Here is a 25,144-nt window from a genome sequence, read left to right as displayed (position 1 = left end):
TTAAAAATTCAGACTAAATCTAATTCCATATATATTTCCTGCCTTTGTGCCTTCTTCACGAGTTTTATCCTGTATGTATTGATAATCAAGGGTTATGTCAGAGGATATTGCTTTGTAGCTGAAAAGCTTAAACTTCAAATAGGACTCAAATACCCGACTTCTTAAAAGTTCCTCATTTTTTGGTGGTGACTTTAAATAAGCATAGCCAATCCCTATTTCATCATCTTTTCTTCCCCATATGCTTCCGTTTAGATTAAATCCAAAGGAAACCATTCTGTTATAATCAATCACTGCTGAGTCATCCTGTAATCCTGCACGGAAGAATGCTCCCAATGTATCCTTTATAAGTTGCTGGTCAAAGGATACCCCAATTCCTTTTAAACTCTTGTATCCATCTGAATCCCAGTTTTTAAATCTCTTGTTAGTTGTATAAGCATAAAGCCTGTAATTTCCCTCTCCTAAAGTTGTTTCAAGTTTATATCCTACTTGTGCTCCAATCCAGTTGAATCTCCTCTCATAATCATTCTTTGAACGCATCCCTACTAATCTAAGATGAATTTTATCCCACTCAAACTCTACTGATACTCCAGCATCATAACTTGGTAAATTTGCAAGGGGATTGTTAACAAAAGCTTCATTCATAAACTGTCCTAACTCATCATTTGCATAAATATTGTCATCAATAAAAGCTGTTGAATCAATTATTCCTGCTGTAAATTTAAGAAAGATTTCTTTTTCAATTGGAAACTTGTGAGAATACCATAGTTCAAGTAGATGATCCCTTGGATGACCATTGATGTTTTTTAAGTCACTGAATAAATCATCAGCATTTGGTGAAAGTATAAAAGGATTAATATCTTTAAGACCACTTCCCTTTGCAAAACTTGCCCTTAAAAAAATTTCACTATTTTCAATCGGTTTGATTGATACATTAAAATCAATAACTGTAGAACCTCTGTCTTTGTTTTCAATATCACCTTGAGTTTTGTTAAGCCATTGATAAACTCCAGTTGCTGAACCTGAAATAGATAACCATTCTATAATGTCCGCTGCATAAACTGTAAAAGGAAAAAGCAAAGATAAAACAGCAAATGCAAAACTTTTAACAGCTTTCATTACATCCCTCCTTTTTGTTTGCTCTTTTTTAGATTTTCAAGACATTTTATTAAGGAACTCACTCCGCAACTATGACACATCAGATATGGACATTTTTTGTTGGGATATGCTTTTTTTATTGTTAACTTTAACTCATGGGAGACTTTATTTGTAAATATCACTATTGCATCTACATCACCAATTTTTTTCGCTGTATCCTTTTCTAATTTAGTGAAAACTCTTAACTCTACTCCCACTTTTTTTGCCTCTTCTACATAATGTTTCTTAAGCTTATCCATTCCACCAATTAATGCTACACACATATCAACCTCCAATTATTAGGTTAATCTAATAATATTATAATTAACTAAATTTTGTCAATATAATATAATTAAATTTGTAAATTATAAATATATTATCTTGAAATAAAAATTAAACTTATTTTATATTTTTGTAATGAGAATTTCGCTAATCATTACGACCTACAATCGACCTAAATACTTAAAAAGGGTGATAGAAGGGTACCTAAATCAAACTCATATTCCAGATGAGATTGTTATAGCCGATGATGGTTCTGATAAGGAGACAGCCTTAATAATCAAAAACTTACAGGAAAATGGGAAAGTTAAAATAATTCATGTATGGCATGAACACAAAGGCTTCAGAGCAGCTAAAATAAGAAATAAAGCAATAGCTCATTCATCAGGAGAGTATTTGATTATAACTGATGATGACTCCATACCCTGCCATACACATGTGGAAGACCACTTGCGTTATGCAGAAGAGGGATACTTTATTCAGGGGCACAGGGTACTTTTAGGACCAGAAGTATCCCAGAATTTTACCTTCCAAGACATATCCATTAAGAAACTAATTCTTTACAAGCTTAAAGGTCAAGCAAGCAATGTAGTTAATGCCATAAGATTACCTGCGCCCCTAATCAAAATTTCACAAAGCCTTAAAGGTATAAGAAGTTGCAACATGAGCTTTTTTAGAAAGGATTTCATTACTGTCAATGGTTTCAATGAGGACTTTGAGGGATGGGGGAAGGAAGATTCTGAGTTAGCGGTAAGATTTTACAGATATGGACTCAAGAGAAAAGACATAAAATTTAGGGCAACCTGTTACCATTTATATCATGCACCTTATGAGAGAGTTAACCTCGAGAAAAACATATCACTTCTTAATTTATCAATAAAAAGTCAAGAATACTTCTGTAAAAATGGAATCGACAAGTATCTCGGCTAATCTAATTCATCAAGAACTTTTCTGACCTCTTCAATAACATCTACAGGCTTTACACTCCTTATACACTTGTTAAACTCGGAGTTAATACATTTTTCTTGCTTACAGGGTCTACACGGTAGAGACTTACCTCCATCAAATATCAGTTTTCTGTCTGTCCATGGAGAAACAATCTCAGGCACAGTAGGGCCAAAGATACCTACAGTGAATGTTTTGGCAGAGGCAACATGAATAGGTCCGCTGTCATTTCCAATAAACATATCTGAAAGTTCGCATAGTGCTGCAAACTCATATAAATTAAGTTCACTTGTGCAAATCTCAGGCTCAGTTTTCATATACCTAAGAATATCATTAAGCACTGATTTTTCTGAGTGACCAGCTACAAGAAAAATTCTACATTTTTCTGATAAAGCATCGCATAGCAGTGCAAAATTTTCTGCACCCCATTGGCGTAGGGGATTTCTTGCTCCAGGATGTACAACAACTTTTTTTTTGTCAGAGTTGTGATTGAAGATTGTCGGAAATTTCCTCTCAAGAGATTGGAAAGCCTCCTTTGGAATGTTGATTTTAATTCTGCTTTCAAATATTCTAATGTCCAGATATCTTAGTGTATCAAGGAGGTATTCAACCATGTGCTTCGAGTGAATTCGGGAATTTACTCGATGAGTCAAAAGCAATTGTCTCCAACTTTTTTCATTACAGTAACTTATTCTAAATCTTGCTCCTGAGAGGTAACTTAAGATTGTTGCTCTGTCAGTCTCTGTGAGGTCTATGACCATATTGGGTTTTAGTTTTCTTAATTTCAGTGCAAATAGAATAAATTTAATGAAACCCCATCGCTTACCTTTGATCTCACTGCGGGGAAAGGGAATGACATTGTTAATATAGGGGCATGTGTAAAAGAAATCCTCTGTTCCCTTGTTTACAAGAACTGACAACTCCACATCTGGAAGATTTTTCTTTAAATTCTCAACTAAAGGAAGCATCCATATAGAGTCACCAAGATATTTAAGGTTTATAAGTAAAATGTGCCTAATACTTTTCAAGAAATCTCTCATGAAACTAAACCTTCTTTGCTACACAAACTATGTAATCTGATAAACACCATTTTCTTAAATAGATTGATAACTTTTTTAGTAGAGGATTTCTCCATCCATCCTTCAACCAGTGCGACCACGACTCGAAGAGTATCACTTTGAAGCCGGTTTTACCTAACAAAAAGGAGAGACTCCTTTTATCGAAAGAGTAGACATGCCAGGGAAAACCGAAGTGTCTGTATTCATTATCTCTGATCCCCAGTCGGCAGAGAAGATTTTTGTATTGATTCGATATTCCTCGATAATTTGGCACTTGAAGAAATAAAAAACCACCCCATTCAGACAATTCAAAACTTTTTTTTATTATGCGGACTGGATTATATACATGTTCAAGTACATCCCAGATTATGATTCCATTGAATTTGTAAGGAGGGACAAAATTTTCTAACAGTGTGTGATTTACAGGAACTTTTAATACGTTTTTACAAATATTTGAAAGCATTAGACTTGGCTCAACTCCCTCGCACAGAAATCCCTTTTTGTTTGCTTCCAATATGAAAAGTCCAGTACCACACCCTACATCAAGAATTCTATCTCCTTGAGAGAGATATCTCTCAACTAACATTATCTTCAGTTTTTGCACATTGTATGAACGATTTCTGCTTTCCTTCCACTTTTCATAGGACCAATTATTAAATTCTGAGAGATCTGCAAATTCCTCCCGTTCATAAATTTTAAGCATTGATTCCTCTGTAAAACGGGGAGATGCATACATTAAATTACATTGAGAACATCTGTAATATCCTATTCCTCCATGGCTTCTGAAGATTAATTTTGCCTCTGGTACTTTAGATACTTCGTTCGTCTCTCTACAAACTGGACAGGTTGTCTCCTCCAGAATTCCCTCAAAGGGACCAAACTTCCCCTTCATTTGATTGCCTCCACTATCAATGTGCGACCAAGAAGCATCGGAAAAGAATTTATCTCTCTCAAAATTTCCTGGTTTTCTATATACACCCCTAAATCATCTCTCTTGATTTTTCTCATGATCAACTTCTCAAGAATCCTTATCGGAAGATAGAAAAAAAAGAGTAGAAACTTTGCACTGTTTTTTAATCTGTCTGTGTGAAACCTTATTTCTCTGAAACCAGCTCTTTTAAATGCATAGGCAAGATAATAACAGGATACAGGATTGATGTGTCCTCCTAATCCTTTTGCATCTTTAGAAGAAATGGGAAGGGGATTATATAGCAGATGAAAACCTAAGATAAAAAATCGGATTCTACTGTTTATGTTTAAGATATTCGGAGTTGTAATTACAGCCACTCCCCCAGGTTTAAGTATTCTGTAGATTTCATTTACAAAATTAAAAATATTCTCAAGATGTTCAATAACCTCTATGGAGAAGACAGCATCAAAGGTATTGTCTTGATAGGGTAATTTTTCGTTACAATCGCAGAAGTCAGCCTTTATCCTTTCATATTTAAATTCTTCATAGTCATAGTCACAGGCGAAAAGTCTATCTTTGAGAGAACCTTGTCCACCGCTTTCGATTATTTTTTTTGCAACAAGAGATGAAAAATAACCCTCGCCACAGCCCAAATCCAGTATCTTTCCATTCCATGGTTTGTACTTAGTGAGTATGTCGAGCACCTTCTCGTGAGTAATTGGCAATGATCTTGTCTTTATCTTGCTATTCAGGTTCATCTGCACCTCTTTTAGCATAATAGACTAACTCCCACAGCTTGATATATTTATAAAATGTATTTACAGCCGACGAAAAGGCAATTATTAGCCCTTCTTTTCCGTCCCTGAAACCTTGCTTTACAAGATAGGTCTTTAGAAATATAGCCAAAGAATGGGCTACTGCCTTTGAAATAGAAGGAGAACATCCAGCTCTTTGCAAATCCTTAGCGCCAAGAGATGAATAAAAGTTTATCTTGCTTATAATTTCCTCCACATTTTCTATGGGATTGTGAATAATGGGGACATTTAATTTTTCAATAACACCATTGACCTCTACTGACTCATGTACATTGCGATTGCTAATTTTTGCTCTGTCTTTTCTAAAGAGTCTCAACACATAATCGGGCCACCATCCGCCATGTCTTATCCACTTGCCGTAGAAAAAATTTTTTCTCTGAAAAATGAAAGCATCAGCAGTTGGTGATTTCAAAACATCCACGATTCTCTCTCTTGTCTCAGGTGGAATTCTCTCATCGGCATCAATTAGTAAAACCCAATCATAAGTACACTTCTCAACGGCGCTGTTTTTTTGATGTCCATATCCCTTCCAATTCTCAACAAAAATTCGACAGCCGAAATCTCTCGCTATATTTAATGTCCTGTCCCGACTTCCAGAGTCAACAATGACAATCTCATCTGCAAAAGAAACACTTGCTAGACAATCAGGTAGATTCTTTTCTTCATTCAAAGTTATTATTGCCACTGAAAGAGGATTTCTTTTTGCTGCCATCTATCTCTCCGCTTCGATTTTCAGATGTTTTTGAAATCCAGACAAAATAGCCAATAAAAATCCTGTTGCAAGGGATAATATCTGAGTGCTGGTCAGGCTTCCGATTATCAATACGAGTGTATAGGCTAAAACAGCAAATCCACCGATATTCTCTCGATTTCTAAAACCATTCTTCAGTAGAATTCCAAAAAGCCAAAATAGTGAAAATAAACCTAATATTCCAAAGCTGACTGACATATATAAATAGCTATTGTGGGGGTCATCTATATTGTGAAATTCAGGGGCAAGGCTTGGATTTTCATATTTTTTCATTGCTAATTGATAACCTCCTGTGCCCACACCTATAATCGGATTTTCCAAAAATATTTTAAAAGCACCCTGCCACATGTGAAGTCTCAGTCCTACAGATGTATTTGGATTCCTCTCTTGATATTGAACAATATCATTGTATGCTTGATAGACTCTATTCTGAACAATAGGAGACAAAAATAACAGGAGAATCATAATTAAATTGACAAAAATTATTTTTACGAAATTTTTACCAAAAAAATTATAGATCATAATGGGGCAAAGCAATACAAATGCTAAATATCCAGCCCTGCCAGTTCCAATGAGCAGGGCAATAAAAAATAAAAAAAACATAGAGAGTATAAATATTTTTTCTTTCTTCCCTGTGGCTTCTTTAAAATAAAATGATAAAAGCAACATGCCAAAAACGAGCAAAAGGGATGAGGTTATCGATTTTTTATTAAATACTGTCGGTATCCAAAGTAATTTGGGTATAATATCTAAAAAATGTAACAATGATAAAATTGAAAGAACTGCTAAACCGGTTAAAAACGCATTAATTAATATTTTTAAATTCTCCTTTGTCATAAATATTGATGCAACAACAAAAGTATATAGCCAGTAATAACTTTTTGTTGCAAAGTCTAATCCCTTTATTATATCGGATGTCCAAATAAGTCCCACCCATGGTAAAAATATAAAAACAAAAACAGGAATCATCCATCTCTGTTTAAGAACATCTATTATATTTCTGATAGCAATTCCTGAAATTATCCATATAGCTATAACAAAAAAACCCACTATTACAGATATAGATGTCGATAGCGGGATAAAAAATAAAAGACAACATAAACTTAGAAAGAGAATACTTGAACTCTTATCTTCGAAACTAAGGAAGCTTCGAATAACTGTCATTATATTGTTCAACATATTACCTCTCATAAATTTTTATAAATAATTAACACCAAACTGACTATGCCAAAGTTCACTATATAATCCCTGAAGGGCAAGAAGTTCTTCATGGGTCCCCTGTTCGATAATTCTTCCTTTATCCATAACAATTATTTTATCGGCCCTTTTAATTGTAGATAGCCTGTGGGCAATAACTATAGTTGTTCTTCCCTTTCTAATTCTTTCAAGAGCTTTCTGAATTTTTTCTTCTGATTCAGTATCTAATGAAGCGGTTGCTTCATCAAATATCAAAATTTTAGGATCCCTTAAAATTGCTCTTGCTATTGTTATTCTCTGTTTCTGTCCTCCTGAAAGTAAAACACCTTTTTCTCCCACCACTGAATCATAATTTTTAGGTAATTTCATTATAAAATCATGGGCATCTGCTATTTTTGCTGCCTGCTCGACTTCCTCATCCGTAGATGATATATTTCCAAACTTGATATTATTCATTACAGAGTCATTAAATAAAATAATTTCCTGAGTTACAAGGGCAATCTGTGAACGTAAACTTTGAAGAGAAATTTCTCTAATGCTTACGCCATCAATCAATATATCTCCTTCTGTGGGATACCAAAATCCTGCAATAAGGTCAGCTATTGTACTTTTGCCTGCACCCGAAGGTCCTACGATTGCTACAGTCTCGCCAGGCTTTATTTCAAGATTAATGTCTTTTAAAGCATAATCCTTTGAAAGTGGATATTTAAAAGAAACATTTTTAAATACAATACTACCTTGAATATTTTTTTCTAAACCTCCTTTAACTTCTTCATCAACAAATATTATATCCCTTAATCTCTCTATGACATTTCTACCTAACTGAAAAGAGGCATTTACTTTGCTTAATCTTCGTAAAGGAGTATACATTAACATTACTGCTGTAATAAAGGAAAAAAAATCTCCAGAAGATATTTTTTCAGTCACTACTAAATATCCGCCATAAAAAACGATCATTGCAACGCCAACTCCTGCTATAGTCTCTGTAAGTAAACGAGTAAACTCTTCTGTTCTTACTTCTCTCATTATATTTCTATAATAATCCTGAAGTACTCCTTTATGTCTTTGAATCATATCCTTTTCCATTGTATATGCCTTAATAATCTTTAATCCATGAAGAGTTTCATGAAGAAGCGTAGTTACTTTTGCAATTCTGAATCTTGTCTTCATACCTATTTCCTTGAGTTTTTTCCCTAACTTTGCTATAGTAAATATCATTATTGGTATCACAACAAAAGACAACAAAGCAAGATCCCATCTACGATAAAAGGCTACTCCTGCTAAAACTATTACTGTGAGCCCTTCAACAAAAAAATCCTTTATCGTATAGGAAACTGTATTTTTTAATAACTCCACATCATTCAAAACCCTTGAAATAATATTACCTGAGCTGTCTTTACAAAAGAAAGAAAGAGGAAGCTTAAGAATTTTATCATAAATTTGATCTCTAATAGTTCTCACAATTTTAGCACCAATTGAACTCATTAGATAGTTGTTACAGAACATAAAAATCCCTCTTAAGCTAAACAAAGCAAGCACTCCTATGGGAATGAGATATAAAAATTCTATAGATTTTTTTACAAAAATTTCATCCATTGCAGGTTTTACTGCCCAGGCTATTGCTCCATTTATACCTGATATGGCTAAACTACAAAGAAGTGCCAAAATTAATCTTAATCTATGCTCCTTTATAAGTCTCCAAAAAACTGCAAAATCATCGAGCCATGATTTCTTAAATTTCAATTTAAACTGTTTTTCTATTTCCATATTTTTTCCAATAATAATTAGATAATAGAATCTTCAAAAAATCAGCCTCCTATTGTTGACATAGGCCTTAGTGGCTTTGTCTCATCTGACATTCCCTGGGGTTTTAGTTGAATGGTTTTTATAAGCACTTCTTTTATTGTATCTTGGGAAGCACCGTTTCTTAAAAGACGCTTTAAATCAATTTCTCTGTCTGAAAAAAGACAGGGTCTTAGTTTTCCTTCTGCTGTAAGCCTTAATCTATTACACCTTGTACATATATGAGTTGTAAGAGGACTTATAAATCCAATCAAACCTTTTGCTCCTTCAAGAATAAAATATTCAGCAGGTCCTGACTTTTTAATCTGAACTGGAATTAGCTTCCCAAAAGTTTTCTCTATTCTTTTTTTTATCTCCTCTGCAGATATAAAAAGCTCTTTTTTCCAGTGATTGCCTCCAAGAGGCATAAACTCTATGAATCTTATCTGATAGGGAACCTCAATACTCCAACGAGCAAATCTTTCTATTTCGTCATCATTTATTCCTTTCATAACAACCATATTTATTTTTAATGGATTAAGTCCTACCCTGTAAGCTTCTTCAATTCCTTCAAGAACATCTTTCAATGTCCCTAATCTTGTTATTGTTTTAAATTTTTCTTCATCTAAAGAATCAAGGCTAACATTTACCCTTTTTAAACCTGCATCATAAAGCTTAGAAGCAAATTGTCTGAGAAGAACTCCATTAGTTGTAATCCCTATGTCTTTTATACCCTCTATTTTGGCAACTCTTTCAATAAAACTTATTATGTTCTTTCTTAAAAGAGGTTCTCCGCCTGTTATTCTTATCTTTGATACACCAATTGTTGTTGCAATTTTTATTACTTGTAATATTTCTTCATAACTTAGTATCTCATTATGGGGAAGCAAGTTTTTGATACCTTCCTCAGGCATACAGTAAATACAACGTAAGTTACATCTATCAATGACAGAAATTCTTAAATAATCAATAGTTCTGTTGTATTTGTCCTTCATCGTGAACTTTTAGGCGTTGATTTTTTTGGGGAGGTTTTCTTTCCCGTATTCTGACTTTTTAATATCTCTGCTATTTTCTGTTGAGCGATTTCAGCTTCCTTAGATTTAGGATATCTTTCAATAACTCTTTCAAATACAACCTTTGCTGTTTTTCTATCTTTTAATTCCATAAAAGCCATTCCTTCTTTAAGAAGCGCACCTGGTGCTTTCTCATGCTTTGGATATTTTTTTAAGAATTCTTCATAGGCAAGAATGGCATCCTCAAATTTTTTTTCATTATAATAGGTTTCACCTATCCAAAAGTAAGAATTTGGAAGAAGTTCAAAATCTGGATAATTCTTTAAAATTTCATGAAATTTTTCCCTTGCAGAGGCAAAATTTTTATTCTTTAAATCAATATGGGCTGAATCATAAATTGCCTTAGGATCCTTTAAAGGTTCCTGTGCGAGTTTTGCAGGCTCTTGTTTTTCTACTGGATGAAGAGGTTGAGTTAACTTTGTTTGTAATTCTGCTATTTTATCATTAATCTCCTTAAATCTCTTTTCATTCTGGAAGGAGTTTTCATCAAATCTCCCTTTAAGAATTTGAAGTTCTTTTACGTAATCCTGAGTTTGTGCAATTAAGGTAAGTTGTCCTTCCTTTAAAGCTACTGCTGTGCTTAAATCTGAAGACATTTTATCAACCCTGCCTTTAAGCTCAGAGACTTCCTGCCTTAATTGAGTATTTTCCACATAAAGCCTGGCAATATCAGCCTTGATTTGTTCAAATTCGCCAGTTGTAACACAGCCAGTTAAAATAATGGAGGCTACAATACCTGTAAATGCTATTTTTATTTTTCTCATTTTTCCTCCTCTATGAACACAAAGTGTGCTCTTCTATTTTTTTGCCAGCATCCCTCATTTTGTTCAGTGCATAAAGGTTTTTCTTCACCATAACTTATTATTTCCATTTTGGATGATGATACTCCGAGAGTTATTAAATACTGTTTTGCTGAATTTGCTCTTTTTTGCCCAAGAGCAAAGTTGTATTCATTTGTTCCTCTTTCATCACAATGACCTTCAATTATAACCTTTAGTTTGGGATATTTTTGTAAAACTGAGGCAATTTTTTTTAATGTTGGAATGTCTTCCTGTCTTATATCATATCTGTCAAAATCAAAATATATGTCCCTAATCTCTTCCTGTAGTTTTTTTATAAGTTCCGAAATTTGTTTAGAACTTAATGCCTCTTCTTCTAACTTTGTTTTATCAATATCTGTTTTTCCTTCTATCTTTTCCTCTTTTTTTGGAACTTCTCCCTCTACTTTTCCATTGGGTATATAAATCTTTCTTTCAGCACAGGCAAAGACAAAGAGAAGACAAAAGATAATTAAAAAGATATTTTTAAAGCTCATTTTTGCCTCCTTAGAGAGTTTTTTGGTAGGCTTGTATGCTCTTTTTCATAATTATATAATATTACATAATACAACAATTAATAAAGCTTTGAAAGGTCAGCAACAGATTTAAGTAACTGAACCAATTCCTGTAAAAGGGCAAGCCTATTTCTTTTGATATTTTCATCCCTATCCATAACAAGCACTTTATCAAAAAAATTATTTATCACTGGCGTGAGAGACTGAATATAATTTAAAGCATCAAGAAACTTAGCCTTTATTAAATATTCATTAAGTTTTTCTTTTTTTTCAATTATTTCCTTGTAAAGATTTTTTTCCTCCTTTGTAACTAAAAGAGAGGGTTTTAATTCAAATTTTTCGTAATTTTTAATAATATTGAAAACTCTTTTTACTGCAAGAAAGAAGGACTCAAAATCTTCTTTATTCTTAAATATTTTTACTGCCTGAAGCCTTTCTTCAATTTCATAAACAGGATGATTTAAGATAAAATCACCAACTGTTCTTATTAAATTTACATCATAACCTGTTCCCTCAAAATAACTCTCAAGTCTCTGTCCAATAAAACTTGAAATCTGTTCCTTTATTATTTCATCGGCAAGCTCTTTTACTTTATCAACACAATCTTTAATGCTTAAAGGATATTTTTTCTTTAAAAGTAAAGCTAAAATTCCGTTAGCAGACCTTCTCAAACCAAAGGGATCCTCGGTTCCTGTTGGAATTTCTCCAAGATAAAAAAAGGAGACAATGTGGTCAAGTTTGTCTGCTAAACTTAAAAGGCAACCAACTTCATTTGATGGTAAATTATCTGTAAAACCTTTGGGCAGGTAATGCTCCCTTATTGCTAATGCCACTTCTTGAGGTAGTTGAGCCTTTTTAGCATAATATCCTCCCATTATTCCCTGAAGTTCAGGAAATTCTCCTACCACTCCGCTTGCAAGGTCTGCCTTACAGTATTTAGATGCGATTCTTACTAAATCAACTTTTTCTGGTAAAATCTTCTGAGCAAATTCTTCAGCTATTTTTAAAATTCTTAAGCTTTTATCATATAGACTTCCGAGTTTTTCATGATAAATAATTCCCTTTGTTGCATTAAGTAGGCTGTCCAATCCTTTTTTAAGGTCTTCCTCATAGTAAAATTTTGCATCTTCAAATCTTGCTTTTATAACTTTTTGAGCTCCCTTTCTTACATTTTCATCATTTTCAGATTTAGTATTACTTACTACTATAAAGTAATTTTTTAATTTTCCTTCAAAATCAGTAACAGCAAAATATCTTTGATGGTCTTTCATTACAGTAATGAGCAATTCCTCTGGAAGCCTGAGATACTCTTCAGGAAAACTACATAAAACAGAATTTGGAAATTCAACCAGAAAGTTCACTTCGTTAAGAAGTTCTTCATCTAATAAAACCTTTCCATCTACTTGCTCTGCAAGCTCTGTGGCTTGAGTGACTATTTTATTTTTTCTTTTATTATGGTCAACAATAACAAAAGCGGATTCAAGAGTCTTTTCATAATCTTCTATAGAAATATAAATAGGCTTTTCAAAAAGAAATCTATGTCCGTAGGTTACTCCAACTGTTTTTATTCCATCTATTTCAAAGGAAATTAATTTATCTTTATAAAAAGCTAAAATCCATCTTACAGGCCTTACAAACTTTATATTTCCCATCCCCCAACGCATCATTTTTGGAAAACTAATTGAAAAGAAAAGCTCTTTTAAAAGATCTGGTAAAACCTCTTCTGTTTTTTTACCTTTTTCTCTAACTACAGCACAGACATAATTTCCCTTTCCCTTTGGCTTAATTTCAAGTTGAGAAATATCTACACCCTGTGCCTTTGAAAAAGCATAGGCAGACTCTTTTGGATTTCCCTCTTCGTCAAAGGCTACATAAGCAGGTGGTCCCCATATGAGCTTTTGGTCTTCGGCTTGTTCTTCTGAAACTTTTGCTTTAAGTGCAAGCCTTCTTGGAGTTGCATAAGTTTTTAATTCCTCAATCTCTATCCTAAATTCAGAAAAAATTTTTTGGGAGTTTTCCTTTAATTGATTAAGTGCCAGAGGAATAAATCTTGCTGGAATCTCTTCAACACCTATTTCAAAAAGCAAATTCATCTCCATACCTCTTTCTGAGATAAGCCTCTGCGCAGGACCTTGCAAGAGCCCTTACTCTTGCAATATAATTCGTTCTTTCTGCAACTGAAAGAACTCCTCTTGCATCAAGAAGATTAAACATATGGGAGCATTTAAGGCAGAATTCATAGGCTGGTATGATAAGATTCTTTTCAATCATTCTTTTTGATTCCTGCTCAAAATCATCAAAATGTCTTTTAATAAGTGTTGGATCAGAGCAATCAAAATTAAAATATGAAAACTCTACTTCACCTTGACGATGAATATCTCCATAAGTAAAATATTCATTCCACTTAATCTCAAAAACATTATCGACTTCTTGTAGGTACATTGCTATTCTTTCAATTCCGTATGTTATCTCAACAGAAACCGGTTTTAAATCAATTCCTCCAACTTGTTGAAAATAAGTAAACTGAGTTATCTCCATTCCATCAAGCCATACCTCCCAACCAAGACCCCATGCACCTAAAGTAGGAGATTCCCAGTCATCTTCAACAAATCTTATATCATGGGCTGAAAGATCTATCCCGAGAGCTTTAAGACTTTCAAGGTAAAGTTCCTGTGAAGCCTCTGGTGAAGGCTTCAAAATAACTTGATATTGATAATACTGCCCAAGTCTATTTGGATTTTCTCCATATCTTCCATCTGTTGGTCTACGACAGGGCTGAACATATCCTGTATTCCAGGATTCTGGACCTAACACTTTAAAAAATGTGGCAGTATGAAAGGTTCCTGCACCTACTTCAAGGTCATAGGGCTGAAGCACAACACAACCTTTTTCTGCCCAGTATTTATTAAGTGTAAAAATTATATCTTGAAAATACATAGATTTTCATGATACTTTAGCGTAGAGGCTTCTGTCAAATGTATCCAAGAGTCCTTATAGCAGGTGTCCGTGGAGGCGCAGGGAAAACAACTGTTACCCTTTCAGTAATTTCACTTCTTGTAAAAAAAGGATTAAATGTAATTGCCTTTAAAAAAGGTCCTGACTACATAGACAGTGGCTGGCTTTCTTTATTCTCAAAAAATCCCTGTTATAACCTTGACACATTTATGATTCCACCAGAAAAAATAGTTAAATCTTTTCTTGAAAGATCAATTGGAGACATTTCTGTAATAGAGGGGAATAGAGGACTTTATGATGGATTAGATGCGGAAGGGTCTGTATCCTCAGCAGAGTTAGCAAAACTAATTAAATGCCCTGTAATTTTAGTAGTTGACTGCACAAAAACAACCCGCTCTGTTGCCGCAATTATTCAGGGTTTTATTAATTTTGACAAAGAAGTTCCAATTAAAGGAGTTATTCTTAATCAAGTTGCCAATGCAAGACATGAAAAAATTATTAAGGAGTCCATAGAAAGATACTGTAATGTCGAAATTGTTGGCTCAATTCCGCGTTTTAAAGATATTAAAATGCCAGAAAGACATATGGGACTTTTACCTTATCAGGAACATGATGAAACAGAAGAAGCCAGACAGTTTATAGATAGAGCCTCCAACTGTATTGATGCAGATAAAATTATTAAAATCGCTAAAAATGTTGAACCCATAAGCTTTAATTCTTATGATAATTCAGATACTTTAGATGGAAAGGGTTTAAGGATTGGCGTTATAAGAGACAGGGTTTTTCAATTTTATTATGAAGAAAATCTTGAAGAACTAAAAAGAACCGGTGCTTCTTTGGTTTTGATTAATTCATTAGAAGACAAAGCATTACCCGATGTTGATGCTCTTTACATTGGTGGAGGTTTTCCAGAAACCAATGTTAAATATCTTGTTAGGAATTCCTCTCTTATGGATGATATAAAGAAAAAATCAGAGACAGGACTTCCAATATATGCAGAATGTGGCGGATTAATGTATATTTGTAAGACCTTAATTACAGAAAAAGGTAGTTTCCCTATGACAGGAATTTTTCCTTTAACTCTCAAGATGTTTAAAAAACCTCAAGCACACGGATATGTAATTGCAAAGGTGGAACAAGGAAATCCCTTTTATAACCCTGAAACGGAAATAAGAGGACACGAATTTCACTACTCCAAAGTTATAGATTATGATGAATTGCCGAAGATGAGCTTTAAAATTAAAAGAGGGGAAGGAATAATTGGTGAAATGGATGGTGTATTTTATAAAAATACTCTTGGAACCTATGTACATGTTCATGCTCTCGGATGTCCTCAATGGATTGAAGGTATTTTAAAAAAAGCAAAAATTTATAGGGAGAATAAAAATGCCTAAAAAAGAAGTGCCAACATGTCTTTTTTGTAGTAGAGTTATAGCACCTCCAGAGGAAAAAATTACAGATTTTGGAGAAATAATTTATGGTGAATGCGAATGTGGTGCTATATATGTATGTGAACCAACAGGACATAATCAGGGAGAAGCCTTAGTAAATGCCTTTTTTCTTGTCTCACCAGAAGGAATAGAAAATGTTGAGTTGGGAGTTAACTTTGAAATTAGAGAAAGAGATTATGATTACAAAAACCACAAATATGTTTACATCAAAAACTGGCTTTACAGTGGAAGACTTTTTTTTATTAAAGCCCTAACAGCAGGATTAAATATCCCTATGAAAGAGAAGACAAAAATAAATAAAAAAGATTTTATTTCTCTTTTGCAAAAAGATGATTTTGAAACAATTCAGAAAGAATCTTTACAAAATAAAAACATTCTGAGTTGGCTAATTTCTCTTTCCTATGATAAAGAAGACCCTCTCTCATGGAAAGCAATTGATGCAATGGGATATGTTGCAAAGGCATACATAGAAATACAAGATGTAGAAACATTGAGAAATACAATAAGAAAACTTTTGTGGTCAATGACAGATGAATCAGGGGGCATTGGATGGAGGTCAGCAGAGTTAATTGGCGAAATAATATATGCTGAGCCTTCATTATTTGAAGACATTATTCCTATTTTATGGTCACAAAGGGAGGAGGAAAGCTTTCTTGAGAGTGTTCTTAGAAGTATTATAAAGCTTTCTAAAAAAATTAATCTCTCAGAGTACATAAAAATCGATGAAGAAGAACTAAAAAAACTCTTAACTGACAAAAACGAAACAATAAGGGCTCTATCATTTATCTTGACAAATAAATTAAAAGTCAACTTACAGGCTCCGGAAGAATTAAAAAATGCTGTATTATCAATTTATGACGGAGGGAATATAATAAAAATAAAAACATCTGAAGCTGAAAAATTTTTATAAAATTATAAACTAAATTTATTTGACTTTCCAATAAAGCATACTTTAAAGTTGAGTTACCCTTGAAGTTATTTTATTAAAGAAGTTAAAATAACAGCAAAAACTAAAAGGAGGTAGGTAAAATGGCTTTTATTGAATTTAAGGGAAAACAAATCGAGATTGACGAGGATGGTTACATTCAGAACCTCGATGATTGGACTCCCGAGCTTGCAGAGTATATGGCTCAACAGGATGGAATCACTCTTACGGAGCAACACTGGGAAGTAATTAACTTTTTAAGAGACTACTATCAAAAATATCAGATTGCTCCCATGATTAAAATTCTTGTAAAAGAAATGGCTAAAATGTTTGGACCAGACAAAGGAAACACAAAATATCTTTACGGACTTTTCCCAGATGGACCAGCAAAACAAGCCTGTAGATATGCTGGGCTTCCAAAACCAACAGGATGCGTATAATTCATTCCATAGAGGGGCAGTCATCTGCCCCTTTTTATTTATGGAAAGGGGGGATTAAAAAACTAATTTTAATAGGAGAGGGAGATGCCTATTAATGACCTCCTTTCAAAAAAAAGACAGAGTATTATTAATAAGTCTTTTGAGTTAACCATTGCTACTTATCCTGAAGAAAGTCAAACATTTTTAAGAGAAAAAAGCACACAATTTACAAATCCTGTTGGGTATACCATCTATCATGCTATTGAGCAAATTATTGATAAAATAATTTCTAATGAACCCATTGAAAATTTTATTTTACCTCTTGAAGAAATAATCAGGATAAGAGCTGTACAGGATTTTACTCCATCTCAGGCTGTAGGCTTTATCTTTCTTATTAAAAAAGCTCTCCAAGATGAACTTGAAAAGGATTTCGAGTCTTCTCAGATATTGGATTTTCTTTCAAGAGTAGATTCTCTTGCCCTTGTAGCATTTGATATTTTCATGAAGTACAGAGAGAAAATTTATGACCTTAAATCGAAAGAACTGATTGACAGAACTTGGTGGATTCTCAAAAAGTACAACATTGTATCAGAAATTAGTGATAAAACAGTAGAAACTAATAAAAAATTTTAAAGTGAGGTAGGGTGAGATGGGTATAGGATTAGCTTTTATAATAGTATTAGGTTTAATCCTTTTTGCCTACATAGGTACAGATGTTTTAGGCTTAGATATTCTTTTTGCTGTAATATTTCCCTATGCTGCCTTCGTAATCTTTGTAATAGGATTTATTCAAAGAGTAGTAAAATGGGGTAAATCGCCAGTGCCATTTAGAATACCTACAACTGCAGGACAACAGTTTTCACTTCCATGGATTAAATACAGCAAAATTGACAATCCATCAACTGGATGGGGTGTTGCGCTTAGAATGTTTTTTGAAATTGCCTTTTTTAGATCTCTTTTCAGAAATACAAAAGCAGATATATTAAATGGAAGACTCTATGTGGGTTCAAACAAATGGCTATGGATTGGAGCATTAGCTTTTCATTACTGCTTTTTAATAATTCTTGTTAGACACTTACGCTTTTTTGTTGGAGAAACTCCTTGGTGTATATCTTTAATTGATTCTATTGATTCTTTCTGGCAGATAGGACTTCCTATGCTCTATATGACAGATATAATAATTGCAGCAGCTCTTTTATATCTCCTTGGAAGAAGAATATTCAATCCTCAGGTAAAATATATATCATTGCCTTCTGATTACTTTCCTCTCTTTCTAATACTTGGAATAGTTGCAACAGGTATACTAATGAGATACTTTGCTAAAGTTGACATTACAAGCATAAAAGAACTTACACTGGGTTTAGTCTATCTTAATCCAATTGTGCCAAAGGGTTTAGGAAGTCTTTTTTATATTCATCTTTTCCTTGTAAGTGTTCTTTTTGCTTACTTTCCTTTTAGCAAACTCATGCATATGGGTGGAGTATTTTTAAGCCCAACAAGAAATCTGGCAAACAACAACAGGATGAAAAGGCATGTAAATCCTTGGGATTATCCAGTTAAACATCGTCATTATGAAGAGTATGAAAATGAATTTAGAGAAAAAATGAAAAAAGCTGGAATACCAGTAGAAAAGGAGTGAGACCATGGCTGGATTACCAAAACCTGAAGAATTAATTTCTAAAGTTAATTTAAAAAAGATGCCATCCAAAAAGTGGATGGATACTTTACCAGTAGAATTTAAACCTGGTTTTTACTGTTATGGAGCTAAAGGAAAAAATCTTGAGTATGTTGAATTTCCAAATGCCCGAGACTGGTCACCAACAGATCCTGATTGGAAACTTCCAGAAGACTGGAAAAAAATAGTAATTGAAGGTATCAAGCAGAGACTTGAAAGATTCAGGACATTCCATGTATTTATGGATATATGCGTCAGATGTGGCGCCTGTGCTGATAAATGTCACTTCTTCATAGGAACCGGTGATCCAAAAAATATGCCAGTCCTGAGAGCTGAACTGCTAAGGTCTGTTTACAGAAAATATTTTACCGTTGGTGGAAAACTCTTTGGAAGAAATGGTGGAGCAAGAGACCTTGACCTTGATGTTTTAAAAGAACTCTGGTATTACTTTTATCAATGTACAGAATGTAGACGTTGTTCTTTGTTCTGTCCTTATGGAATTGATACAGCAGAAATAACAATAATTGGAAGAGAACTTATGAATCTACTTGGACTAAATACTGACTGGATATCTGGACCTGTTGCCAACTGTTATAGAACTGGAAACCATCTTGGAATAGAACCCCACACAATGAAATCAACCCTTGAATTTATGTGTAATGATATTGAAGAGATAACAGGAATAAAGATTGAACCACCTATCAATAGAAAAGGTGCAGAAATCCTCTTTGTAACACCCTCAGGAGACCTCTTTGCAGATCCTGGAATTTATAATGCAATGGGATACATGATGTTATTCCACGAGATAGGACTTGATTACACATGGAGCACCTTTGCCTCAGAGGGTGGAAACTTCGGTTTCTTTACCTCTCTTGAAATGGCAAAGAGACTTCATACAAAAATCTATGAAGAAGCAAAAAGACTTAAGGTTAAATGGATACTTGGCGGTGAATGTGGACATATGTGGAGAGTCTGGCATCAGTATCACAATACATGGTATGGTCCTGTTGATTTTCTTGAAGAACCTGTATCACCAATAACAGGAACAAAGTTTGAAAATGCTAAATCAAATAAAATTGTCCACATAAGTGAATTCACTGCTGACCTCATTAGACACGGAGTTCTTAAATTTGACAAATCAAGAAATGATAATCTCATTGTTACATTCCATGACTCCTGTAATACTTCAAGGGGTATGGGACTTTTTGAAGAACCAAGATATATTATAAAAAATGTTTGTAACCACTTCTATGATATGCCTGATGAAACAATCCGCGAACAAACATTCTGCTGTGGAGGTGGTTCAGGATTAAATGCAGGTGAAATTATGGAATTAAGAATGAGAGGAGGATTTCCAAGAGCAAATGCAGTAAGATATGTTCGTGAAAAATTTGGAGTTAATATGCTTGCCAATATATGTGCAATTGATAGAGCAACCTTACCACCTTTGATGGATTACTGGGTACCTGGAGTGAGAGTCACAGGAGTTACAGAACTTGTTGCCAATGCCATGATAATGAAGGGAGAAAAAGAAAGAACAATGAATTTAAGGATGGAGCCACTACCAGGAAAGGAGGAACAATAAAATGTATGATGGATGGAAAATAATTCTTGGATTAATTGTTTTTGTAATAATAGTGACTCTGCCTTTTACAATGAGTATTGGAAAGCCATATGTACAACCAAAACCAAGTATTGATACTCCCGAGATACAAAAAATGGAGAAAAAGCAGTGTATAGAGCCAAAACAGTACATGCGTGAGATGCATATAAAGATTTTATATTCATGGAAGGATTATGCAACCAGAGAAGGTAAAAGAGTATATGTAGCCAGTGATGGGAAACAATACGATGTTAGTCTACAAAACACTTGCATGAAGTGCCACTCAAATAAAGAAAAATTCTGTGATGAATGCCACAACTATGTTAATGTAAAACCTTATTGCTGGGATTGCCATATTGAGCCTAAAGTGGGGGGAGTAAAATGATAACAAGAAGAGATTTTCTAAAAATAGCTGCCTTTTCATCACTACTTGGTTTAGGTGGTGCTTTTACAATTAATGCTCTGGAAAAAGAGCCAGGTCAAAAAGTACTAAAAGACATCAATGCTCTCAAAGGAAAAAGATGGGCAATGGTAATTGACACAAGAAAGTTTAAAACAGAGTTAGATTTTGAAAAAGTTATAAAAGCATGTCACAAAGCCCATAATGTACCTGAAATTGCCAATCCCCTTCATGAAGTAAAATGGATTTGGACAGATGACTATAAGCATTCATTTACTCATACTGCTGAAGAATATATTTCTGACGAGATAAAACATAGAAAATTTCTACTTCTATGTAATCATTGCGAAAATCCTCCTTGTGTAAGAGTATGTCCTGTTAAAGCAACATTTAAAAGACCCGATGGCATAACAATGCAAGATATGCATCGCTGTATTGGGTGTAAATTCTGCATGGCAGGATGTCCCTATGGTGCAAGAAGTTACAACTTCCTTCCACCAAGGGACTATATAAAAGAATTTAATCCTGAATATCCAACACGAACACTCGGAGTTGTTGAAAAATGTACATTCTGTAATCAAAGAATTGACAAAGGACAGCTTCCATACTGTGTTGAGGCTTCTGAAGGAAAAATTATATTTGGCGACCTCTATGACCCAAACTCTGAGATAAGAAAAGTTCTCTCTGAAAATATTGTCATTCGCAGAAAAGTTGAACTTGGCACACAACCAATGGTTTTCTACATAATTTAAGGGGAGGTAAGAAATGCTTGATTTAGCGTTAAAAGGTAAACCAAGATACTGGATTTGGATATCTTTTCTAATAACAATGATACTTATTGGATTTATATGTTGGCTTAGAGAACACCATATTGGTGCAGCTTTTACAACAGGACTAAGCAGAGATGTATCATGGGGATTTCATGTTGGTCAATTAACTTTCTTTGTTGGTGTTGCTGCTTCTGCTGTACTTGTTGTTTTGCCATACTATTTTCATAATTATAAAGCCTTTGGAAGAATAACAGTAATTGGTGAGTTTCTTGCTGTTGGATGTGTTTTAATTGCTATGCTTTCAGTTTTTGTTATCATGGGTCAACCTTCACGTGTTTGGAATGTTATACTTCATCCAACCCCCCATTCAATCATTTTTTGGGATATGTTTGTTCTTATGACTTATTTATTTTTAAATTTACTGTGTGGTTGGACAATACTTCATGCTGAAAAAAAGGATGCTCCTCCTCCAAAATGGATTAAACCATTTATATATTGGGCAATTTTGTGGGCACCCTCAATTCATACAGTAACAGCCTTCCTGTATGCTGGTTTACCTGGAAAACCTCACTGGATGACAGCTCTTCAAGCAGCTCACTTTCTTGCAACCGCCTTTGCAGCAGGACCTTCATTACTTATTATTATCAGCATGATTATTAGAAAAGTTTCAAAATTTGACCCAGGACAACAGGCAATTAATAAGCTTGCTGAAATAGCGACTTATGCTTTAATAATCCATTTATTCTTTATAGGACTTGAGTTCTTCACAGCTTTCTACAGCCAGATACCAGACCATATGAAATCATTAATATATCTTTATTGGGGACTTGAAGGGCATGATAGACTCGTCCCTTGGATGGCAATATCTACTTTGCTTGCCTTTACCGGACTTTTAATATTTATGTTCCCACCATTAAGGAAATGGAATGTGACAAAATTAATAGGTGCAATATGCATATTTTTCTCAATATGGATGGATAAAGGATTTGCCTTTGTAGTAAGTGGCTTTATTCCAAATTCTTTTGATAGGGTTACTGAAGCATGGATTGCTTTAAATGAATTTCTTGTAGCAGCAGGAGTCTGGTCTGTTGGAGCTTTAGTGATAACCGTTCTTTATAAAATAGCTATTACAGTTAAAGAAAAAGCTGTATTTGATAAATACGGACAAAAACAGGTTGTTGATTAAATTTGAATTATTAATAAGTTATAAAAAAGGCGGGATTTATCCCGCCTTTTTTATTCAAGGGATACAAAAAGAGACGGTTTTTCTCTTAATGATGCTCTTATAAATTCTCTGAATAATGGATGTGGTTTAAAAGGTTTTGACTTAAACTCAGGATGAAACTGACATCCTAAAAACCAGGGATGCTCCTTAAATTCAATTATTTCAATAAGCTGACCATCTGGTGAAGTTCCGCTGAAAACAACTCCCTTTTCTTCTAAGATAGGAATATATTTATTATTAAATTCATATCTATGTCTATGTCTTTCAGAAATTTCTTTTGTTTTATAAGCTTCATAGGCTTTTGTGCCTTTTTTAATAACGCAAGGATAAGCTCCTAATCTCATTGTTCCACCCTTTTGCGAATCAACTGAACGAATCTCATATTGCCCTGTCCTTGGATTAAACCATCTTTCCATAAGATAAATCACAGGATGATCTGTATCAGGATCAAATTCAGTTGAATGAGCATTAAGACCAGCTAAATTTCTACTTAATTCTATCACCGCACATTGCATTCCAAGGCATATTCCAAAAAATGGAATTTTGTTTTCTCTTGCATACTTTATTGCTTCAATTTTACCTTCAATGCCACGACTTCCAAATCCTCCAGGAATTAGTATGCCATGAGCATCTGTTAAATGAATTTTAGCTCCATCTCTTTCTATGTCCTCTGAGTTTACCCATAAAATATTAACTTTTGCATTATTAGCTATTCCTCCATGAATTAAGGCTTCTGTAAGGCTTTTATAGGAATCTCTAAGCCCTACATATTTTCCAACAACTGCTATATTAACTTCATTTTTAGGATTTTTAATTTTGTTAATCACATCTTCCCAAGGGGTTAAGTCACACAATCTATGAGGTAAGCCAAGTTTCTTTTCTATAAGTAAGTCAAGTCCTTCGTTTTTAAAATTCAAAGGAACTTCATAAACAGTCTCAACATCGTGAGCTGAGATAACAGCATCAAAATCAAGGTTACAGTGAAGAGCAATTTTTTTCTTAAGATTATAAGGAATTGGTCTGTCTGCTCTACAAAGAAGTATATCTGGCTGAATTCCAATTGCTCTTAAATTATTTACACTGTGCTGGGTTGGCTTTGTTTTAAGTTCACCAGCACTTTTTACATAAGGAACTAATGTTAAATGAATATATAAAACATTTTCTCTTCCAACATCATATCTGAATTGTCTAATTGCCTCAAGAAAAGGAAGTCCTTCTATATCTCCAACGGTCCCACCAACCTCTACAATAATAACATCATAGAAATTTTCTCCTGCAGCACTTTTTACTGCCTCTTTAATCTCATCAGTTACATGGGGTACAACCTGAACAGTATGTCCAAGGTAATCTCCTTTTCTTTCCTTAGATATAACATGAAAATATATTTTCCCTGAGGTATAGTTATTAACGTGGGAAGTTGTTAAATTGGTAAATCTTTCATAATGTCCAAGATCTAAATCTGTTTCGCATCCATCATCGGTTACATAAACTTCTCCATGCTCAAAGGGACTAAGGGTTCCAGGGTCAACATTTATGTATGGATCAAGCTTTTGAATTGTAACTTTCCATCCCTTAGATTCAAGTAAGGCTCCGATAGCTGCAGCTGCTATACCTTTGCCCAGAGCAGATACTACTCCACCTGTTATAAAGATGTATTTAGGCATTTTTCCACTACCTCCAAATCTTCAGGAGTGTCTATTCCAAAGGAATCATATTCTGTTATTATGATTTTAATTTTAATCCCATTTTCAAGAGCTCTTAACTGCTCTAAAGCTTCAATTTTTTCAAGTCTAGATTGAGGAAGTTTTACAAAATTTTCAAGAATTTCAACTGTATAACCATAAATTCCAATATGTTTGTACATATAACTGTCAAAATTGAAACCCTTAAGATATTTTTCTCTGTCAAAGGGTATGGGAGACCGAGAAAAATAAAGAGCATATCCATTTTTATCAAAAACAACTTTTACAATATTTGGATTTTGAAAGTCCCTTTCATCATTGATTTTTTTTGCAAGGGTTCCAATAAATTGGTTTGAATAAGAATATTCTCTCATAAGGTTTATTAGCTGATCTATCATTTCAGTTTTAATCAGCGGTTCATCTCCTTGAAGATTTATTATGATTGATTCTTTTTTTAAATTATATCCATATTTTATTAGTAGATTAACTGCCTCAGCAATTCTATCAGTCCCTGATGGATGGCTTTTTGATGTCATTATAGCTTTCCCACCAAAAATTTCAACACAGTTAAATATTCTTTCATCATCAGTTGCAACAAAGACATCGTCAATTAATTTAGAAGATTTTGCTTTTTCATATACATGCTGAATAATTGGTTTATTTTTTAAGAGAGCAAGGGGTTTACCTGGAAATCTGGTAGAGGCAAATCTTGCTGGAATAATAATTATAACCATAAATTTAATTTTTATGATAACATAAATA

General features: G+C 33.8%; 25 protein-coding genes. 10 read left to right on the top strand and 15 right to left on the bottom strand.

The window, feature by feature from the left end; genetic code table 11:
• Complete coding sequence (locus QI155_RS04785; protein ID WP_068859503.1) at positions 1–1,116, bottom strand: carbohydrate porin; 1,116 nt, start codon at positions 1,114–1,116, stop codon at positions 1–3.
• Entirely contained in the window at positions 1,116–1,418 is a 303-nt protein-coding gene (locus tag QI155_RS04780; RefSeq protein WP_068859505.1) for a DUF2325 domain-containing protein, read from the bottom strand. The genes QI155_RS04785 and QI155_RS04780 overlap by 1 nt, the downstream gene beginning before the upstream one ends.
• 133 nt (positions 1,419–1,551) lie before the next feature.
• Between QI155_RS04780 and QI155_RS04775 the strand changes: the two genes are divergently transcribed.
• The gene (locus QI155_RS04775; protein WP_068859507.1) at positions 1,552–2,343 is read left to right on the top strand and encodes a glycosyltransferase family 2 protein; all 792 of its coding nucleotides are present in this window, start codon (positions 1,552–1,554) and stop codon (positions 2,341–2,343) included.
• Here QI155_RS04775 and QI155_RS04770 read toward each other — a convergent pair.
• The 11 genes from QI155_RS04770 to QI155_RS04720 form a co-directional block, all read right to left on the bottom strand.
• On the bottom strand, positions 2,340–3,398 hold the full coding sequence (locus QI155_RS04770) for a glycosyltransferase family 9 protein (RefSeq protein WP_281321223.1): 1,059 nt from the start codon (positions 3,396–3,398) through the stop codon (positions 2,340–2,342). The genes QI155_RS04775 and QI155_RS04770 overlap by 4 nt on opposite strands.
• Positions 3,399–3,402: 4 nt before the next feature.
• On the bottom strand, positions 3,403–4,308 hold the full coding sequence (locus QI155_RS04765) for a class I SAM-dependent methyltransferase (RefSeq protein ID WP_068859513.1): 906 nt from the start codon (positions 4,306–4,308) through the stop codon (positions 3,403–3,405).
• On the bottom strand, positions 4,305–5,084 hold the full coding sequence (locus tag QI155_RS04760) for a class I SAM-dependent methyltransferase (RefSeq protein WP_068859515.1): 780 nt from the start codon (positions 5,082–5,084) through the stop codon (positions 4,305–4,307). The genes QI155_RS04765 and QI155_RS04760 overlap by 4 nt, the downstream gene beginning before the upstream one ends.
• A complete protein-coding gene (locus QI155_RS04755; protein ID WP_068859517.1) occupies positions 5,071–5,853 on the bottom strand; it encodes a glycosyltransferase family 2 protein in 783 nt (260 codons plus the stop codon). The genes QI155_RS04760 and QI155_RS04755 overlap by 14 nt, the downstream gene beginning before the upstream one ends.
• Positions 5,854–7,071: an O-antigen ligase family protein gene (locus tag QI155_RS04750; protein ID WP_068859519.1), complete on the bottom strand. Its 1,218-nt coding sequence runs from the start codon at positions 7,069–7,071 to the stop codon at positions 5,854–5,856.
• An 18-nt stretch (positions 7,072–7,089) separates the two neighbouring features.
• Positions 7,090–8,856 carry an ABC transporter ATP-binding protein gene (locus tag QI155_RS04745; RefSeq protein ID WP_083200051.1) on the bottom strand — a complete coding sequence of 589 codons (1,767 nt, stop codon included), beginning with the start codon at positions 8,854–8,856 and terminating at the stop codon, positions 7,090–7,092.
• 41 nt (positions 8,857–8,897) lie between these two features.
• Positions 8,898–9,866, bottom strand: coding sequence for a GTP 3',8-cyclase MoaA (moaA, locus tag QI155_RS04740; RefSeq protein WP_068859521.1), 969 nt, complete (start codon positions 9,864–9,866; stop codon positions 8,898–8,900).
• Positions 9,863–10,708 carry a tol-pal system protein YbgF gene (gene ybgF, locus QI155_RS04735; protein WP_068859523.1) on the bottom strand — a complete coding sequence of 282 codons (846 nt, stop codon included), beginning with the start codon at positions 10,706–10,708 and terminating at the stop codon, positions 9,863–9,865. The genes moaA and ybgF overlap by 4 nt, the downstream gene beginning before the upstream one ends.
• Positions 10,705–11,259, bottom strand: coding sequence for a peptidoglycan-associated lipoprotein Pal (gene pal, locus QI155_RS04730; protein ID WP_068859525.1), 555 nt, complete (start codon positions 11,257–11,259; stop codon positions 10,705–10,707). Before pal ends, ybgF begins: the two co-directional genes overlap by 4 nt.
• Before the next feature lie 77 nt (positions 11,260–11,336).
• Positions 11,337–13,370: a glycine--tRNA ligase subunit beta gene (glyS, locus tag QI155_RS04725; RefSeq protein WP_281321222.1), complete on the bottom strand. Its 2,034-nt coding sequence runs from the start codon at positions 13,368–13,370 to the stop codon at positions 11,337–11,339.
• On the bottom strand, positions 13,354–14,214 hold the full coding sequence (locus QI155_RS04720; protein WP_068859527.1) for a glycine--tRNA ligase subunit alpha: 861 nt from the start codon (positions 14,212–14,214) through the stop codon (positions 13,354–13,356). Before QI155_RS04720 ends, glyS begins: the two co-directional genes overlap by 17 nt.
• Positions 14,215–14,252: 38 nt before the next feature.
• Between QI155_RS04720 and QI155_RS04715 the strand changes: the two genes are divergently transcribed.
• The 9 genes from QI155_RS04715 (at position 14,253) to dsrP (ending at position 22,661) form a co-directional block, all read left to right on the top strand.
• Positions 14,253–15,626 carry a cobyrinate a,c-diamide synthase gene (locus QI155_RS04715; RefSeq protein ID WP_068859530.1) on the top strand — a complete coding sequence of 458 codons (1,374 nt, stop codon included), beginning with the start codon at positions 14,253–14,255 and terminating at the stop codon, positions 15,624–15,626.
• A complete protein-coding gene (locus QI155_RS04710) occupies positions 15,619–16,593 on the top strand; it encodes a DVU0298 family protein (RefSeq protein WP_068859532.1) in 975 nt (324 codons plus the stop codon). The genes QI155_RS04715 and QI155_RS04710 overlap by 8 nt, the downstream gene beginning before the upstream one ends.
• 119 nt (positions 16,594–16,712) lie before the next feature.
• Positions 16,713–17,048: a TusE/DsrC/DsvC family sulfur relay protein gene (locus QI155_RS04705; protein WP_068859534.1), complete on the top strand. Its 336-nt coding sequence runs from the start codon at positions 16,713–16,715 to the stop codon at positions 17,046–17,048.
• An 84-nt stretch (positions 17,049–17,132) separates the two neighbouring features.
• Entirely contained in the window at positions 17,133–17,660 is a 528-nt protein-coding gene (locus QI155_RS04700; protein WP_068859537.1) for an RsbRD N-terminal domain-containing protein, read from the top strand.
• Between the two features lie 16 nt (positions 17,661–17,676).
• Positions 17,677–18,666, top strand: coding sequence for a sulfate reduction electron transfer complex DsrMKJOP subunit DsrM (dsrM, locus tag QI155_RS04695; RefSeq protein ID WP_281321221.1), 990 nt, complete (start codon positions 17,677–17,679; stop codon positions 18,664–18,666).
• A 4-nt stretch (positions 18,667–18,670) separates the two neighbouring features.
• The gene (gene dsrK, locus QI155_RS04690; protein WP_068859538.1) at positions 18,671–20,287 is read left to right on the top strand and encodes a sulfate reduction electron transfer complex DsrMKJOP subunit DsrK; all 1,617 of its coding nucleotides are present in this window, start codon (positions 18,671–18,673) and stop codon (positions 20,285–20,287) included.
• A 1-nt stretch (position 20,288) separates the two neighbouring features.
• Entirely contained in the window at positions 20,289–20,690 is a 402-nt protein-coding gene (gene dsrJ, locus QI155_RS04685; protein ID WP_068859540.1) for a sulfate reduction electron transfer complex DsrMKJOP subunit DsrJ, read from the top strand.
• Positions 20,687–21,457 (top strand): sulfate reduction electron transfer complex DsrMKJOP subunit DsrO, encoded by a 771-nt coding sequence (dsrO, locus tag QI155_RS04680; protein WP_068859542.1) that lies wholly within the window; start codon positions 20,687–20,689, stop codon positions 21,455–21,457. Before dsrJ ends, dsrO begins: the two co-directional genes overlap by 4 nt.
• A gap of 13 nt (positions 21,458–21,470) precedes the next feature.
• Positions 21,471–22,661 carry a sulfate reduction electron transfer complex DsrMKJOP subunit DsrP gene (gene dsrP / locus QI155_RS04675; protein ID WP_068859544.1) on the top strand — a complete coding sequence of 397 codons (1,191 nt, stop codon included), beginning with the start codon at positions 21,471–21,473 and terminating at the stop codon, positions 22,659–22,661.
• Positions 22,662–22,711: 50 nt separating this feature from the next.
• Here dsrP and QI155_RS04670 read toward each other — a convergent pair whose 3' ends face one another.
• Together QI155_RS04670 and kdsB are read right to left on the bottom strand one after the other, a co-directional pair.
• Positions 22,712–24,364 (bottom strand): CTP synthase, encoded by a 1,653-nt coding sequence (locus QI155_RS04670; protein WP_281321220.1) that lies wholly within the window; start codon positions 24,362–24,364, stop codon positions 22,712–22,714.
• A complete protein-coding gene (gene kdsB, locus QI155_RS04665; protein ID WP_143600665.1) occupies positions 24,343–25,116 on the bottom strand; it encodes a 3-deoxy-manno-octulosonate cytidylyltransferase in 774 nt (257 codons plus the stop codon). The genes QI155_RS04670 and kdsB overlap by 22 nt, the downstream gene beginning before the upstream one ends.
• Positions 25,117–25,144 lie beyond the last annotated feature (28 nt).

Origin of the sequence: Thermodesulfovibrio sp. 1176 (assembly GCF_029946585.1) — a bacterium.
Classification (GTDB): domain Bacteria; phylum Nitrospirota; class Thermodesulfovibrionia; order Thermodesulfovibrionales; family Thermodesulfovibrionaceae; genus Thermodesulfovibrio.
This window is presented reverse-complemented; position numbering and strand designations above follow the sequence as displayed.

Coding starts and splice junctions, on each gene's coding strand:
- QI155_RS04785 (WP_068859503.1), bottom strand. CDS start 1,116: ATGAAAGCTGTTAAAAGTTTTGCATTTGCTGTTTTATCTTTGCTTTTT.
- QI155_RS04780 (WP_068859505.1), bottom strand. CDS start 1,418: ATGTGTGTAGCATTAATTGGTGGAATGGATAAGCTTAAGAAACATTAT.
- QI155_RS04775 (WP_068859507.1), top strand. CDS start 1,552: ATGAGAATTTCGCTAATCATTACGACCTACAATCGACCTAAATACTTA.
- QI155_RS04770 (WP_281321223.1), bottom strand. CDS start 3,398: ATGAGAGATTTCTTGAAAAGTATTAGGCACATTTTACTTATAAACCTT.
- QI155_RS04765 (WP_068859513.1), bottom strand. CDS start 4,308: ATGAAGGGGAAGTTTGGTCCCTTTGAGGGAATTCTGGAGGAGACAACC.
- QI155_RS04760 (WP_068859515.1), bottom strand. CDS start 5,084: ATGAACCTGAATAGCAAGATAAAGACAAGATCATTGCCAATTACTCAC.
- QI155_RS04755 (WP_068859517.1), bottom strand. CDS start 5,853: ATGGCAGCAAAAAGAAATCCTCTTTCAGTGGCAATAATAACTTTGAAT.
- QI155_RS04750 (WP_068859519.1), bottom strand. CDS start 7,071: ATGTTGAACAATATAATGACAGTTATTCGAAGCTTCCTTAGTTTCGAA.
- QI155_RS04745 (WP_083200051.1), bottom strand. CDS start 8,856: ATGGAAATAGAAAAACAGTTTAAATTGAAATTTAAGAAATCATGGCTC.
- moaA (WP_068859521.1), bottom strand. CDS start 9,866: ATGAAGGACAAATACAACAGAACTATTGATTATTTAAGAATTTCTGTC.
- ybgF (WP_068859523.1), bottom strand. CDS start 10,708: ATGAGAAAAATAAAAATAGCATTTACAGGTATTGTAGCCTCCATTATT.
- pal (WP_068859525.1), bottom strand. CDS start 11,259: ATGAGCTTTAAAAATATCTTTTTAATTATCTTTTGTCTTCTCTTTGTC.
- glyS (WP_281321222.1), bottom strand. CDS start 13,370: ATGAATTTGCTTTTTGAAATAGGTGTTGAAGAGATTCCAGCAAGATTT.
- QI155_RS04720 (WP_068859527.1), bottom strand. CDS start 14,214: ATGTATTTTCAAGATATAATTTTTACACTTAATAAATACTGGGCAGAA.
- QI155_RS04715 (WP_068859530.1), top strand. CDS start 14,253: ATGTATCCAAGAGTCCTTATAGCAGGTGTCCGTGGAGGCGCAGGGAAA.
- QI155_RS04710 (WP_068859532.1), top strand. CDS start 15,619: ATGCCTAAAAAAGAAGTGCCAACATGTCTTTTTTGTAGTAGAGTTATA.
- QI155_RS04705 (WP_068859534.1), top strand. CDS start 16,713: ATGGCTTTTATTGAATTTAAGGGAAAACAAATCGAGATTGACGAGGAT.
- QI155_RS04700 (WP_068859537.1), top strand. CDS start 17,133: ATGCCTATTAATGACCTCCTTTCAAAAAAAAGACAGAGTATTATTAAT.
- dsrM (WP_281321221.1), top strand. CDS start 17,677: ATGGGTATAGGATTAGCTTTTATAATAGTATTAGGTTTAATCCTTTTT.
- dsrK (WP_068859538.1), top strand. CDS start 18,671: ATGGCTGGATTACCAAAACCTGAAGAATTAATTTCTAAAGTTAATTTA.
- dsrJ (WP_068859540.1), top strand. CDS start 20,289: ATGTATGATGGATGGAAAATAATTCTTGGATTAATTGTTTTTGTAATA.
- dsrO (WP_068859542.1), top strand. CDS start 20,687: ATGATAACAAGAAGAGATTTTCTAAAAATAGCTGCCTTTTCATCACTA.
- dsrP (WP_068859544.1), top strand. CDS start 21,471: ATGCTTGATTTAGCGTTAAAAGGTAAACCAAGATACTGGATTTGGATA.
- QI155_RS04670 (WP_281321220.1), bottom strand. CDS start 24,364: ATGCCTAAATACATCTTTATAACAGGTGGAGTAGTATCTGCTCTGGGC.
- kdsB (WP_143600665.1), bottom strand. CDS start 25,116: ATGGTTATAATTATTATTCCAGCAAGATTTGCCTCTACCAGATTTCCA.